General features: G+C 56.3%; 15 protein-coding genes and 1 riboswitch. Of the genes, 6 read left to right on the top strand and 9 right to left on the bottom strand.

The window, feature by feature from the left end; translation table 11 throughout:
* Positions 1-271: 271 nt before the first annotated feature.
* From thiH to rsd, 7 genes are all read right to left on the bottom strand, one after another.
* Positions 272-1,405 carry a 2-iminoacetate synthase ThiH gene (gene thiH / locus WFN87_RS23205; protein WP_336983889.1) on the bottom strand — a complete coding sequence of 378 codons (1,134 nt, stop codon included), beginning with the start codon at positions 1,403-1,405 and terminating at the stop codon, positions 272-274.
* Positions 1,405-2,184, bottom strand: coding sequence for a thiazole synthase (gene thiG, locus WFN87_RS23200; RefSeq protein WP_336983890.1), 780 nt, complete (start codon positions 2,182-2,184; stop codon positions 1,405-1,407). The genes thiH and thiG overlap by 1 nt, the downstream gene beginning before the upstream one ends.
* Position 2,185: 1 nt before the next feature.
* Positions 2,186-2,386 carry a sulfur carrier protein ThiS gene (thiS, locus tag WFN87_RS23195; RefSeq protein ID WP_166879763.1) on the bottom strand — a complete coding sequence of 67 codons (201 nt, stop codon included), beginning with the start codon at positions 2,384-2,386 and terminating at the stop codon, positions 2,186-2,188.
* Positions 2,370-3,125 (bottom strand): HesA/MoeB/ThiF family protein, encoded by a 756-nt coding sequence (locus WFN87_RS23190; RefSeq protein WP_336983891.1) that lies wholly within the window; start codon positions 3,123-3,125, stop codon positions 2,370-2,372. Before WFN87_RS23190 ends, thiS begins: the two co-directional genes overlap by 17 nt.
* A complete protein-coding gene (gene thiE, locus WFN87_RS23185; protein ID WP_008460159.1) occupies positions 3,118-3,753 on the bottom strand; it encodes a thiamine phosphate synthase in 636 nt (211 codons plus the stop codon). The genes WFN87_RS23190 and thiE overlap by 8 nt, the downstream gene beginning before the upstream one ends.
* Positions 3,753-5,654, bottom strand: a complete 1,902-nt coding sequence (thiC, locus tag WFN87_RS23180; protein WP_336983892.1) for a phosphomethylpyrimidine synthase ThiC — start codon at positions 5,652-5,654, stop codon at positions 3,753-3,755. The genes thiE and thiC overlap by 1 nt, the downstream gene beginning before the upstream one ends.
* 89 nt (positions 5,655-5,743) lie before the next feature.
* Positions 5,744-5,854, bottom strand: a riboswitch (TPP riboswitch).
* Positions 5,855-5,904: 50 nt separating this feature from the next.
* A complete protein-coding gene (gene rsd / locus WFN87_RS23175) occupies positions 5,905-6,408 on the bottom strand; it encodes a sigma D regulator (RefSeq protein ID WP_336983893.1) in 504 nt (167 codons plus the stop codon).
* A 98-nt stretch (positions 6,409-6,506) separates the two neighbouring features.
* Between rsd and nudC the strand changes: the two genes are divergently transcribed.
* The 6 genes from nudC to WFN87_RS23145 all read left to right on the top strand — a co-directional run bounded on the left by nudC (position 6,507) and on the right by WFN87_RS23145 (position 10,866).
* Positions 6,507-7,280, top strand: a complete 774-nt coding sequence (gene nudC / locus WFN87_RS23170; protein WP_336983894.1) for an NAD(+) diphosphatase — start codon at positions 6,507-6,509, stop codon at positions 7,278-7,280.
* Between the two features lie 35 nt (positions 7,281-7,315).
* Positions 7,316-8,383, top strand: a complete 1,068-nt coding sequence (gene hemE, locus WFN87_RS23165) for a uroporphyrinogen decarboxylase (protein ID WP_008460163.1) — start codon at positions 7,316-7,318, stop codon at positions 8,381-8,383.
* A gap of 11 nt (positions 8,384-8,394) precedes the next feature.
* Positions 8,395-9,066: a deoxyribonuclease V gene (gene nfi / locus WFN87_RS23160; protein WP_008460164.1), complete on the top strand. Its 672-nt coding sequence runs from the start codon at positions 8,395-8,397 to the stop codon at positions 9,064-9,066.
* 43 nt (positions 9,067-9,109) lie between these two features.
* Positions 9,110-9,700 carry a YjaG family protein gene (locus tag WFN87_RS23155; RefSeq protein WP_336983895.1) on the top strand — a complete coding sequence of 197 codons (591 nt, stop codon included), beginning with the start codon at positions 9,110-9,112 and terminating at the stop codon, positions 9,698-9,700.
* A 186-nt stretch (positions 9,701-9,886) separates the two neighbouring features.
* Positions 9,887-10,159, top strand: coding sequence for a nucleoid-associated protein HU-alpha (gene hupA, locus WFN87_RS23150; protein WP_002884342.1), 273 nt, complete (start codon positions 9,887-9,889; stop codon positions 10,157-10,159).
* A gap of 14 nt (positions 10,160-10,173) precedes the next feature.
* Positions 10,174-10,866: a DUF1481 domain-containing protein gene (locus WFN87_RS23145; RefSeq protein WP_336983896.1), complete on the top strand. Its 693-nt coding sequence runs from the start codon at positions 10,174-10,176 to the stop codon at positions 10,864-10,866.
* 46 nt (positions 10,867-10,912) lie between these two features.
* Here the strand turns inward: WFN87_RS23145 and purD are convergent, their stop codons facing one another.
* Both purD and purH read right to left on the bottom strand, forming a co-directional pair.
* On the bottom strand, positions 10,913-12,205 hold the full coding sequence (gene purD / locus WFN87_RS23140; protein ID WP_166879778.1) for a phosphoribosylamine--glycine ligase: 1,293 nt from the start codon (positions 12,203-12,205) through the stop codon (positions 10,913-10,915).
* Between the two features lie 18 nt (positions 12,206-12,223).
* Positions 12,224-13,813: a bifunctional phosphoribosylaminoimidazolecarboxamide formyltransferase/IMP cyclohydrolase gene (purH, locus tag WFN87_RS23135; protein WP_336983897.1), complete on the bottom strand. Its 1,590-nt coding sequence runs from the start codon at positions 13,811-13,813 to the stop codon at positions 12,224-12,226.
* Positions 13,814-14,329 lie beyond the last annotated feature (516 nt).

Raw genomic sequence — 14,329 nt, 5'->3', positions numbered from 1 at the left:
GGGGCGGCAACAACCGCTTTAACCCGATTGTGTGTCAGGTATCACAAAAGAAACCGTAGAAAACTGAAACCGGTTACATTTTTGCTTTTTCTCGAAGAATCAAGACGGCAGTTGTGAAGGCGGAGCGGCATGAGGAAGCGTTTGCTGCCGCTCCGGTCAGTCATCTGCGCTGACCGGAGGACAGTATTTGAACGGCAAAGAAGCGGCAACGACCGATCGATGTTCTTTCGGCAAACACCGAAACTTATCCTTTCCCTTGCCGTGTGTTACATCAGGATTGCGCGTTTCTTCCCAGAAAATGATCCCAGTCCTTCCAGACCGGCTGCAAACCTGAGTGACGGAGCGCGGCGGCAACTTCCTGCGGCGTTCGGCCATCGTGTGGGGCAAACTGCTCAAGTTCCGGGTGATTATCGGCATAGCCGCCGGGCTGTGTTTTCGAAAACGCGCTGACGTTGTTAATCGCCAATGGGATCACGTGGTCGCGGAACCACGGTGATTCTCGGGTAGAAAGCGACAATTCCACGTCCGGCGCAAGCAGGCGGAACGCACAGATCGTCTGCACCAACTGTTGCTCAGTCATGATTGAGGCGGGTTCTACGCCGCCGGTGCACGGGCGCAGGCGCGGGAAGGAGACAGAATATCGGCTTTGCCAGTAGCGCTGCTGTAGCCAAAGCAGGTGTTCGGCCACCATAAAACAGTCGGTGCGCCAGCTGCCCGACAGCCCAATCAGCGCGCCAAGGCCGATTTTATCGATACCCGCGCGGCCCAGCCTGTCGGGTGTTTCCAGCCGCCAGAAGAAATCCTGCTTGTTGCCTTTCAGGTGGTGCTGGGCGTAGGTCGCCGGGTGATAGGTTTCCTGGTACACCATCACGCCATCAAGCCCGAGGGTTTTGAGTTCGGCATACTCATACTCGTCCAGCGGCTGGACTTCCATGTGCAGTGAACTAAAGCGGCTGCGGATAGCCGGCAGATGCTGGCGGAAATAATCCATGCCGACTTTGGTCTGGTGCTCGCCGGTCACCAGCAAAAGGTGTTCGAACCCCAGGGCACGGATAGCCGCGCATTCCCGCTCAATCTCCGCTTCATCCAGCGTTTTGCGCTTAAGCTTGTTGCTCATGGAAAAGCCGCAGTAAGTACAGTCGTTGGCGCACAGGTTAGAGAGATAGAGCGGCACGTAAAAACTGACCGTGTTGCCGAAGCGCTGACGCGTAAGCTGCTGCGCCCGCTGAGCAAGAGGCTCCAGGTAACGGCTGGCGGCAGGGGAGAGCAAAGCCATCAAGTCTTCTCGCGTCAGGCGGGAGGCGTTAATCGCGCGTTCGACATCTGCCGCCGTTTTACCGTTAATTTTGAGGGAGATATCGTCCCAGTCCAGCTGACGCCAGCGGTCGGTGAAGGTTTCTGCCATCAGGCATTCTCCTCGCTAAACTGCAGGAAACTGGTCAGCGGGCTGGAGGCCTGAGCCTGCTGGTGGCGAGATCCTAACCCGGCCTGTGCCGCAAGGCTTCCGGCTTCCACGGCCAGGCGAAACGCCTGCGCCATTTGTACCGGGTCACGGGCGACCGCTATGGCGGTATTGACCAGCACGGCAGAAGCCCCCATTTCCAACGCTTCGGCTGCATGGCTTGGGGCACCGATCCCCGCATCGACAACAACAGGCACGCGGGATTGCTCAATGATGATTTCCAGCAGCGCACGGGTTTGCAGACCCTGATTTGAGCCGATGGGCGCGCCGAGCGGCATCACGGCCGCACAGCCGGCTTCCTCCAGAAGTTTGCAGAGCACGGGATCGGCGCCGCAGTAAGGCAGCACCACAAATCCCTGTTTGACCAGAGCGTCGGCGGCCTTCAGCGTTTCAATCGGGTCCGGGAGTAAATAGCGGGCATCAGGATGAATTTCCAGCTTAACCCAGTTTGTTCCCAGCGCTTCGCGGGCAAGCTGGGCTGCAAAAATAGCTTCTTCTGCCGTTTTCGCCCCGGAAGTATTGGGCAGCAAATGCACGCCCGCCTGCTGGAGTGGCTGAAGAATGTCATCACGATGGCCACGTAAATCCACGCGTTTCATCGCCATGGTGACAAGCTGTGAGCCAGAAGCGCGAATCGCGTCGATCATCATCTGGCTGGAGGAGAATTTTCCGGTGCCGGTGAACAGGCGGGAGGAAAAGGTTTTATCGGCAATCTGTAACATGTCAGCCCCCGGCAATTGCCTGAAACAGCAGAATGGTATCGCCCTCGCGCAGCAGATAATTGCTCCACTGTTCACGTGGGATGATAGTTTGATTAACGGCCAGTGCCGCGCCAACTTTGCCCTGATCAAGCTGGGCCAAAAGGGCTGCGAGCGTCAGGCCGGCCGTACATTCCAGATATTCATCGTTAAACTGAATGCGCATCGCGACCTCCGCAGACTGGGCAGGTGGCTGATTTTTGCATCGCCAGAGTGCGCCAGCTATGTTGCCGGGCGTCAAACAGGCGCAAAGCGCCAGCAGCAGGCGTCATGCCGGTAAGTAATTTAATGGCCTCCAGCGCCTGAAGAGTGCCCATCACGCCCACGACCGGGCCGATGACGCCGGAGGTGCGGCAGTTGCGTTCAGGTTCACTCTTGTCAGGCCAGACGCAGCGGTAGCAGCCATGCTCCCAGGGCGGTGTCAGGACCATCATCTGGCCGCCAAAACCGACGGCGCTTGCGGTGATAAGCGGCGTATTCCCGGCCACGCAGGCGGCGTTAACCGCCTGGCGGGTTGCCATATTGTCGCTACAGTCCAGCACCACGTCGGCTTCGTGCACGGCTTCTGTCAAAGAATCCCCCGTCAGCCTCTCTGTCAGCGAAACAATTTTTACGCCTGGGTTAAGGCGCTGCAAATGCTGGTGGGCCGCCGAAGATTTCGGGCGCTCAATATCTTCTGAGGTGAACAGGATCTGGCGCTGGAGATTGCTGATATGCACCCTGTCATCGTCCGCGACGATAAGCTTGCCTACGCCAGCGGCGGCGAGATACAGCGCGGCAGGTGAACCTAAGCCGCCCAGACCGACGACCAGCGCCGTGCTGGACAGCAGTTTTTCCTGCCCTTCAATCGCCACGTCTTCCAGCAGTAGCTGGCGGCTATAGCGCATAAAATCCGCGTCATTCATCGCCAGTTCCCGCCAGGTCGAGTAGCTTCGCCGTGGCGATGCGCCAGTCGGGAGCCTGTGTAATGGCGCTGACGACGGCGACGCTGCCCACGCCGGTGGCTAAGACGGCAGGTACGCGATCGATGCTTATTCCGCCGATGGCGACGGTGGAGTAATCACCCAGCGTCTGAATATGTTCTGCCAGCTTATTCAGCCCTTGAGGGGAAGAGGGCATCTGCTTGGTTTGGGTAGGGAAGACATGGCCCAGCGCGATGTAGGACGGGTTTGCACTTAAGGCGCGATCCATTTCCATGTTGTCGTGGGTTGAAAGCCCCAGACGCAGTCCGGCTTCGCTTATCGCCGCCAGGTTGGCGACATCCATATCTTCCTGGCCGAGGTGTACGCCGTAGGCACCGTGTTGGATGGCCAGTCGCCAGTAATCGTTAATGAACAGGCGAGCGTTGTAGCGTTCGCCCAGCGCAATGGCTGCGATGACGTCGGCTTCAACGTCTGCATCGCGTTTGTCTTTAATGCGGAGCTGGATAGTCTTGACGCCTGCCCCGAGGAGACGTTCGATCCATTCCACGCTGTCGACGACCGGATAAAGGCCCAGTCGGCGTGAGGTGGCAGGGAAAGTGAGTCTGGACATTATGCTTCCTCTTGTCTGAGATAAATTTCGCCGCCCCGGGCGCGAAAGTGCTGGGACATATCTTCCATGCCAGCATCTCTCGCCTGTTTTGCGGCGTAATCGCGCACTTCCTGGGTGATTTTCATGGAGCAAAACTTAGGGCCACACATGGAACAGAAATGCGCGACTTTGCCGGATTCCTGCGGCAACGTTTCATCGTGGTAAGCGCGGGCGGTGAAGGGGTCTAGCGCCAGGTTGAATTGGTCTTCCCAGCGGAATTCAAAGCGTGCTTTGGACATTGCGTTGTCGCGTATTTGTGCGCCGGGATGCCCTTTGGCCAGGTCCGCGGCGTGAGCGGCAATTTTGTAGGTAATTAGTCCCTGCTTAACATCCTCTTTGTTCGGCAGGCCGAGGTGCTCCTTCGGGGTGACGTAGCAAAGCATCGCGCAGCCAAACCAGCCGATCATGGCGGCGCCAATGCCGGAGGTGAAGTGGTCATAGCCTGGTGCGATGTCGGTTGTGAGCGGGCCAAGGGTATAGAAAGGCGCTTCGTGACAATGCTCCAGTTCTTCGGTCATGTTGCGGCGAATCATCTGCATCGGCACATGCCCCGGGCCTTCAATCATCACCTGAACGTCGTACTCCCAGGCAATTTTGGTCAGCTCGCCCAGCGTATGCAGTTCGGCAAACTGCGCTTCGTCGTTGGCATCCTGAATGGAACCCGGGCGTAAGCCATCGCCCAGAGAAAGGGAAACGTCATAGGCGGCGCAAATTTCGCAGATTTCACGGAAGTGCTGATACAGGAAGTTTTCCTGATGATGGGACAGGCACCACTTCGCCATAATCGATCCACCGCGCGACACGATCCCGGTCAGGCGCTGCGCGGTCATCGGGACGTAGCGAAGCAGCACGCCCGCATGAATGGTGAAGTAATCCACGCCTTGCTCTGCCTGCTCCAGCAGCGTGTCGCGGAACATCTCCCAGCTCAGGTCTTCGGCGATACCGTTCGCCTTCTCCAGCGCCTGGTAGATGGGCACCGTGCCGATGGGCACCGGGCTGTTGCGCAGGATCCATTCCCGCGTTTCATGAATGTAGCGGCCGGTGGAGAGGTCCATCACCGTGTCTGCCCCCCAGCGAGTGGCCCACACCAGCTTCTCCACCTCCTCTTCAATAGAAGACGTGACTGCCGAGTTGCCGATATTGGCATTGACCTTCACCAGGAAATTGCGGCCGATAATCATCGGCTCTGATTCCGGGTGGTTGATATTGGCGGGAATAATCGCTCGCCCGGCGGCGACTTCATCGCGGACAAACTCCGGCGTGATGTTTTCCGGCAGGCGGGCCCCAAACCCTTCGCCGGGATGCTGGTGGCGCAGGACGGCATCACGAATACGCTCGCGCCCCATATTTTCGCGAATGGCGATGAATTCCATCTCCGGGGTGACAAGGCCTTTGCGGGCGTAATGCAACTGGGTGACGCATTGCCCGGCTATTGCCCGGCGAGGTTTGGACTGAGTTTCAAAGCGCAACTCGTCCAGGCCGTCGTCGGCAAGACGCGCTTTTGTGTAAGCGGAGCTGCGGTCACCCAGCGTTTCGCTGTCGCCGCGGTCGTCGATCCAGGCGCTGCGTAGGGGATTTAGCCCGTTTAACACGTTTATGGCGATGTCGGGATCGCCATAGGGGCCGGAGGTATCGTAGACGGGAACCGCCTCGTTCGGCTGATATTGCGGGGCATCTTTGCTCCCGCCGGTGAGCGTTGGGCTGAGTTGGATTTCGCGCATCGGGATGCGGATATCTTCACGTGACCCGATCAGATAGATGCGTCGGGAGTTGGGGAAGGCGGTGCCTTCAAGCGTGTTGATGAAGTGTTGGGCGGCGGCGCGCTGTTCGCGGCGGCCAGGTTTTTTTTCAGATGCAGACATAGCTCATTCCAGGTTTAGTCAGGATATGGCTTGTCAGGACAACGGAAGGAGTAATGGATATGGGCCGCCCGAGAACGGGTGTACCCAAAGACAGAATTACTCTTGTTCCCTTCGCAGGTTCTAACCTGATCAGGTTCCGCGGATCCCGAATTAACGGTCTCAGCCGGTGCATAACGCACTCGGCACTCCGACAAGAATGATCCCACCTTGCGGTGGGAAAGTTGTAAATTACTCGTTAATAGCTAACAACTCAAGCTGGACTTGCCAGCCCGGCAGGATCGCTGGCGCTGCCGTCGAGGTTGTTATCAATAGCCAGGAGGACTAGTTTATCTTCAAGGGTGAAGCGGGACTCCAGGCACTCGCCAATCTCCGACAGCGCCTGCTGAAACTCGACCCAGCTGTCGCGGTCGATGGCGTTTTCCAGATGGGAATCGTAGAGATCCATGATTTGCTGGGTGTTGGCTTCCAACTGAGGGTAGAGCTGGGCTGTGCTTAGCAGCGGGCTGCTGCCTTCCAGGTTGCTGATGATTCGCTCGTAGATACTGAAATGACCGGAAGAGAGGTAATCCACCAGGCCGTGGCAAAAATTGTCTAACGCTTTTTCGTCGAGCGCGGTGTGCGATTCCTTGTTAGGCTTGATCCCGACCATGTTGTAATAGGCGACCAACAGGTGCTTACGGGCCTGCAGCCAATGGTCAACTAACTCATTACTACCACCAACGCGCTCAGTCAGATTGGCTAACTGGTTCAGCATGATTGAGACTCCGTGAGTTAAAAGATTGAACGCAAACTAACCCAAAAAAGTAAAAACTAATTGTTTATATCAGTGAACACGGGGATGTGCACCAGGTTATGGAACGTGTTATTCAAAACTTAGATCATGGTTGGTGGATAGTCAGCCATGAGCAAAAAATATGGTTGCCTCAGGGTGACTTACCTCACGGCAGCGCGGAAGAATTTCAACTCGCAGGCAGCCGCGCCCTGGATATCGGTGAGTGGGAAGGTGAGCCCGTCTGGCTGATTCGTGAAAACCGCCGCTCGGATATGGGCTCGCTGCGTCAGCTCCTGGATCGCGATGTGGGCCTGTTCCAGCTGGCCGGGCGAGGTGTTCAACTGGCCGAGTTTTATCGCTCGCATAAGTATTGCGGTTACTGCGGCCATGAAATGCACTTCAGCAAAAGCGAATGGGCAATGCTCTGCGGGCACTGCCGGGAACGCTATTACCCGCAAATTGCCCCCTGCATTATTGTCGCTATTCGTAAGGATGATCATATCTTGCTGGCTCAGCACACGCGCCACCGCAACGGCGTCTACACCGTGCTGGCCGGGTTTGTCGAAGTGGGCGAAACGCTGGAGCAGGCGGTGGCTCGCGAAGTCATGGAAGAGAGCAGCATTCAGGTGAAAAACCTGCGCTACGTGACTTCCCAGCCCTGGCCGTTCCCGCAGTCGCTGATGACCGCATTCATGGCGGATTATCACAGCGGTGAAATCAAGATTGACCCGAAGGAGCTGCTGGATGCGGGCTGGTATCGCTATGACCAACTGCCGCTGTTACCGCCGCCGGGCACCGTGGCGCGCCGCTTAATTGAAGATACCGTCGCCCTGTGTCGCGCGGACTATGAATGATAGACTGCGGCGATACAGCTAAAGGAAAGGTAAACATGACTGAACTGAAGAACGATCGTTACCTGCGCGCCCTGCAGCGCTTGCCGGTAGATGTCACCCCTGTGTGGATGATGCGCCAGGCAGGGCGTTATCTACCGGAATATAAGGCGACGCGCGCTCAGGCGGGTGACTTTATGTCGCTATGCAAAAACGCCGAGCTGGCCTGCGAAGTCACTCTGCAACCATTGCGCCGTTACGCGCTGGATGCGGCGATCCTCTTTTCGGACATTCTGACCATCCCGGATGCGATGGGGCTTGGGCTTTACTTTGAAGCGGGGGAAGGCCCGCGCTTTAGCTCCCCGATTCAAAGCCTGGCCGACGTTCAAAAGCTGCCGATTCCCGATCCGGAAGGCGAGCTGGCATACGTGATGAACGCGGTGCGCACCATTCGCCGTGAACTGAAGGGCGAAGTACCGCTGATTGGCTTCTCCGGCAGCCCGTGGACGCTGGCCACTTATATGGTGGAAGGCGGCAGCAGCAAAGCCTTCACCGTGATTAAGAAAATGATGTTTGCCGACCCGAAAGCGCTGCACCTGCTGCTGGATAAGCTGGCGCAGAGCGTGACGCTCTACCTGAATGCGCAAATTCGTGCGGGCGCGCAGTCGGTAATGATCTTTGACACCTGGGGTGGCGTGCTGAGCGGGCGCGATTACAAAGAATTCTCGCTCTACTACATGCACAAAATTGTCGATGGCCTGCTGCGTGAAAACGATGGCCGCCGTGTACCGGTGACGCTGTTCACCAAAGGCGGCGGGCAGTGGCTTGAAGCGATGGCGGAAACCGGCTGCGACGCACTGGGCCTCGACTGGACAACGGACATTGCAGATGCACGTCGTCGCGTAGGCCATAAAGTCGCGCTGCAGGGCAACATGGACCCTTCCATGCTCTACGCTCAGCCGGCACGTATCGAAGAAGAAGTTGCCACCATTCTGGCTGGTTTCGGGCAGGGGGAAGGGCACGTCTTTAACCTTGGGCACGGCATTCACCAGGACGTTCCACCAGAGCATGCCGGCGTCTTTGTGGAAGCCGTGCATCGCCTGTCCGCGCAATACCACCAAGCTTAAGGTAGCAAGAGATGGATCTCACCATACTGCGAGAGCAACAGCTGGATCTGGCCTCAAAGGTGATCCGCGAAGATCGTCTTGACCAGGATCCGCCGCGGTTGATCGCCGGGGCCGATGTGGGGTTTGAACAAGGCGGAGACGTCACCCGCGCGGCCATCGTTTTGTTGAGCTACCCGTCTCTTGAGTTGGTTGAATATCAGGTGGCAAGAATTGCCACCACCATGCCTTATATCCCCGGCTTTTTATCCTTCCGCGAATATCCCGCGCTGCTTGAGGCGTGGGGTATGCTTTCGCAGAAGCCCGATTTGGTGTTTGTGGACGGACACGGCATCTCGCATCCCCGTCGTTTAGGGGTTGCCAGCCATTTTGGGCTGCTGGTGGATGTGCCGACGATTGGCGTGGCGAAAAAGCGGCTGTGCGGGAAGTTTGAACCGCTGGGGGACGAGCCCGACGCTCGTGCGCCGTTGATGGACAAAGGCGAGCAGCTGGCCTGGGTCTGGCGCAGTAAAAAACGCTGTAATCCTTTGTTTATTTCTACCGGGCACCGCATAAGCCTCGACGGCGCATTAAAGTGGGTGGAGCGCTGCATGGCCGGCTACCGTTTGCCGGAGCCAACCCGTTGGGCCGATGCCGTTGCCTCCGGGCGCCCGGCTTTTAAGCGCCTGCAAGCAATCGGCAGGTGATTCAGGTAAACTGCCGCTAATTTTCCGTCTTTGAGACATCGTCATGTTACAGAACCCTATTCATTTACGCCTGGAGAAGCTGGAAAGCTGGCAGCACGTCACCTTCATGGCTTCTTTGTGCGAGCGTATGTACCCGAACTACGCCATGTTTTGCCAGCAAACTGGCTTTGGCGATCCTCAGCTTTATCGCAAGATCCTGGACCTGGTTTGGGAAACTCAAACGGTAAAAGACGCCAAAGTGAACTTTGATAGTCAGTTAGAGAAACTTGAAGAGGCAATTCCTGCGACTGACGACTATGATATTTACGGTGTCTATCCGGCGATTGACGCGTGCGTGGCGTTGAGTGAGCTTATTCACTCGCGTCTCTCGGGTGAAACGCTGGAGCACGCAATCGAAGTCAGTAAATGTTCAATCACTTCGGTGGCGATGCTGGAAATGACTCAGGCCGGTCGTGAAATGACCGACGAGGAGTTGAGAGCAAACCCGGCGGTAGAAGAAGAATGGGACATTCAGTGGGAGATTTTCCGGCTGCTGGCGGACTGCGAAGAACGCGATATTGAGCTCATTAAAGGGCTTCGTGCTGACCTCCGTGAGGCCGGCATCAGTAATATCGGTATAAATTTGCAGCAGTAAGACAGTAAAACGTGACATACAGTCTGATTTGTCCTCCCTGGAGGCTTCCAATTAACCCCCCGTCTGGTCTACATTTGTGGGGCGAATAAAAGTGGCTATCGGTGCGTGTATGCAGGAGAGTGCTTTTTAGGCATTTCCGTCGCACTCGATGCTTAGCAAGCGATAAACACATTGTAAGGATAACTTATGAACAAGACTCAACTGATTGATGTAATTGCTGACAAGGCTGACCTGTCTAAAGCACAGGCTAAAGCTGCTCTGGAATCCACTCTGGCTGCAATTACTGAGTCTCTGAAAGAAGGTGATGCTGTACAACTGGTTGGTTTCGGTACCTTCAAAGTGAACCACCGTGCTGAGCGCACTGGCCGCAACCCGCAGACCGGTAAAGAAATCAAAATTGCTGCTGCTAACGTGCCGGCATTTGTTTCTGGTAAAGCACTGAAAGACGCGGTTAAGTAAGTTAACGCGTGTCAGTGAACAGTTTTAACAGAGGGGCGTTTACGCCCCTTTTGTCCGTCTGGCGTCCGCTGCTGGCGCTGGCGGGTGTTCTGGTGCTCACGGCATGCAGCAGTAACAAACTCCCTCCTTTTACCGCTACCGGCTATGTTGCCGACCAGGGCGTGGTGCGCATCTGGCGAAAAGACAACGCCGATGAATCTACCCATATCCTTACCGCGTTTAGCCCGTGGCAGCACGGCGCCACCAGCACCGGGGAATACCGCTGGCAGGGCGACAAACTGACCTTTATCGAACTCAATATTCAGGGTAAGCAGCCGGAGCATGTCAAAGTCCGCTTTGACGACCACGGCGACTTGAGCTTTATGCAGCGGGAAGTGAATAGCCAGAAGCAGCAGCTTTCTAACGATCAGGTGGCTTTGTACCAGTTCAACGCCAATCGTATTCGTGAGACTAGCGAAGCGCTGCGCATCGGCCACGTTGTGCTGCGCCAGGGGCGCTGGCACCAGAACGGCACGGTAACGACCTGCGAAGGCGAAACGTTATCGCCAAAGCTTGATAGCGCCTCCCTGAGCCATATAGCGCGCCGTCAGAGCAACTCCTCCCTTGACGTCAGTATTGCCTGGCTTGAAGCCCCGGAAGGTTCACAGCTGCTGCTGGTGGCGAACCAGAACTTCTGCAGTTGGCAGCCTAAGCCTGGCGATTTCTAGGTATAAAAAAACCGCCACGCGGGCGGTTTAGTGTGTACTGTCGGGATTACTTCGCGTTTTCACGCGCAATGGCGCGATAACCGATATCCGAGCGGCTGAAACTGCCTTCCCAATGAATCTCTTTTTTCAGCTCCAGCGCGCGCTGTTGCGCTTTGGCTACCGTTTCGCCCAACGCAGTCACGCATAACACGCGCCCGCCGTTGGTGAGCACACGGTCATCTTCGCTGAGCTTAGTCCCGGCGTGGAACACCTTGCCATCGGCCACTTCTTCCAGTGGCAGACCATGGATAACGTCGCCGTTACGATAGTCGGCCGGATAACCGCCCGCCGCCAGCACGATCCCTAGAGCCGGACGTTCGTCCCACTTAGAATCTTTCTCATCCAGCTTGCCATCACAGGCAGCGAGGCACAGCTCGACCAGATCTGACTGCATACGCAGCATGATGGGCTGAGTTTCTGGATCGCCGAAGCGGCAATTGAACTCAATCACCTTCGGATTACCCTGCTTGTCGATCATCAATCCGGCATACAGGAAGCCCGTGTAGGTATTCCCTTCGGCAGCCATACCGCGCACGGTTGGCCAAATCACGCGTTCCATGGTGCGCTGATGCACTTCGTCAGTCACAACCGGAGCGGGAGAGTAAGCACCCATGCCGCCGGTGTTTGGGCCAGTATCGCCGTCGCCAACGCGTTTATGATCCTGGCTGGTGGCCATCGGCAGAACGTGCTCGCCATCTACCATCACAATAAAGCTGGCTTCTTCGCCATCGAGGAACTCTTCAATAACAATACGGTGACCTGCATCGCCAAACGCGTTCCCCGCCAGCATGTCATTGACGGCAGCTTCCGCTTCTTCCAGCGTCATCGCCACAATAACGCCTTTCCCTGCGGCCAGGCCGTCGGCCTTGATCACGATCGGCGCGCCTTTCTCTCGCAGGTAAGCCAGCGCAGGCTCAACTTCGGTAAAGTTCTGGTATTCCGCCGTCGGGATATTGTGGCGAGCCAGGAAGTCTTTGGTAAAAGCCTTCGAGCCTTCCAGCTGTGCAGCCCCTTCGGTAGGCCCGAAGATTTTCAGGCCAGCGGCGCGGAAGGCATCCACCACGCCAATCACCAGCGGCGCTTCCGGACCGACGATGGTTAAGTCGATGTTTTCGTTCTGCGCAAAGCTAAGCAAAGCTGGAATATCTGTCGCGCTGATAGCAACGTTCTGCAGCGCTGGCTCCAGCGCGGTACCTGCGTTACCTGGTGCAACAAATACAGTACGTACTAAAGGGGACTGAGCCGCTTTCCAGGCCAGCGCGTGCTCGCGCCCGCCGTTACCAATAACTAAAACTTTCATCTATAAACGCTCCGGTAATTAATGGCGGAAGTGGCGCATATCGGTGAAGATCATTGCGATCCCATGCTGGTCGGCGGCGGCAATGACTTCATCATCACGAATGGAACCGCCCGGCTGGATCACACAGCTCACGCCAGCTTCGGCGGCGGCATCAATCCCATCGCGGAATGGGAAGAAAGCATCAGATGCCATAGCAGAACCTTTTACTTCCAGGCCTTCATCGCTGGCTTTGATACCGGCAATTTTTGCGGAATAGACGCGGCTCATCTGGCCTGCGCCTATGCCGATGGTCATATTGTCACGGGCATAAACGATGGCGTTGGATTTAACGAACTTCGCCACTTTCCAGCAGAACAGCGCGTCATGCAGTTCTTGCTCGGTCGGCTGACGTTTAGTGACTACGCGCAGATCGCCTGCTGTCACCATACCCAAATCACGATCCTGAACCAGTAGGCCGCCATTGACGCGTTTGAAATCGAGGCCAGCCGTGCGTTTCTGCCACTGGCCGCAAATCAGGACGCGAACGTTCTGTTTGGCCGCGGTGATCTTCAGCGCTTCTTCGCTGGCGGATGGGGCGATAATGACCTCGACGAACTGGCGAGAAATAATGGCCTGTGCGGTTTCTGCATCCAGCTCACGGTTGAAAGCGATGATGCCGCCGAAGGCAGAGGTTGGATCGGTTTTATAAGCCAGATTGTAGGCTTCGAGTACGGAACCGCTGACGGCCACGCCGCAAGGGTTGGCGTGTTTAACGATAACGCAGGCTGGTTCGTCGAACTCTTTCACGCATTCCAGCGCCGCATCGGTATCCGCGATGTTGTTATAGGAGAGCGCTTTGCCCTGAACCTGGGCCGCGGTTGCCACGGATGCTTCTTTGATTTCTTCTTCTATATAGAAGGCGGCCTGCTGGTGGCTGTTTTCGCCATAACGCATATCCTGCTTCTTAATGAAGTTCAGGTTTAGCGTGCGTGGGAATCGCCCGGCAGGATCTTTGCTTTCGCCGTGATAGGCCGGAACCAGGCTACCGAAGTAGTTAGCGATCATACTGTCGTAGGCCGCAGTGTGTTCGAAAGCTTTGATCGCCAGATCGAAACGGGTTTCCAGCGTCAGGGATCCTTCGTTCGCGTCCAGCTCGGCAACGATCGCCTGGTAGTCGCTGCTCTTTACTACGATCGCCACATCTTTATGGTTCTTGGCTGCGGAGCGAACCATGGTTGGCCCGCCAATGTCGATGTTCTCAACCGCATCTTCTAAAGAGCAGCCTTCGCGGGCAACGGTCTGGGCAAATGGATAAAGGTTAACGACGACCATATCAATAGGAGAGATGGCGTGCTCCGCCATGATGGCATCGTCCTGACCGCGACGGCCCAGAATGCCGCCGTGAACTTTCGGGTGCAGCGTTTTGACGCGTCCGTCCATCATCTCCGGGAAACCGGTGTAGTCGGAGACTTCGGTTACCGGCAGGTTTGCTTCTGCCAGCAGGCGGGCGGTTCCGCCGGTGGACAGCAGCTCCACTCCACGTTGGGAGAGGGCCTGAGCGAATTCGACGATACCGGCTTTGTCAGAAACACTGAGCAGTGCGCGGCGTACAGGACGACGTTGTGACATGGTTTTATCCCTTGGCTTTGGTTCGCATATAGAAGAGCGTTAGCTGAATTTTAGTCTTCACCTTAGTTCTGGCGGCGCAGAAAAGGGAAATTAAGGAAAAGAAGAGACGAAAACTCAGCTAACGCCCCCATCGGGGGTGTCCATTTTATCGCGGTGCATTGTAGCGAAAACGTTTGCGTCGCGCTCGCGAATTTTAAGTTCAAATCCGGATTGTGGATAAGTCTGTGTGCAAAAGGGTATAAGGCGGGGTTTTGCTGTGGAATGCAGCAGTCAGTCATTTTTCTGTCATTTTAGTGTTGCAGCGCCGGGAGAACTCCCTATAATGCGCCTCCATCGACACGGAACATGTGAACAACATCACAGAGTAACGGCGGCGATGAGAGTGAAAAATCCTGAAATTAAGGATTGACTCTGAAAGAGGAAAGCGTATTATACGCCACCTCGAGTTAGCAAGCGAAAGCGCCTAACTCACTGCTCTTTAACAATTTATCAGACAATCTGTGTGGGCACTCGCAG

It is taken from the genome of Cedecea sp. AS113, from assembly GCF_037152415.1.
GTDB lineage: Bacteria > Pseudomonadota > Gammaproteobacteria > Enterobacterales > Enterobacteriaceae > Cedecea.
Note: the sequence above shows the minus strand (reverse complement) of the source record. Positions and strands in the feature narration are given on the sequence as shown.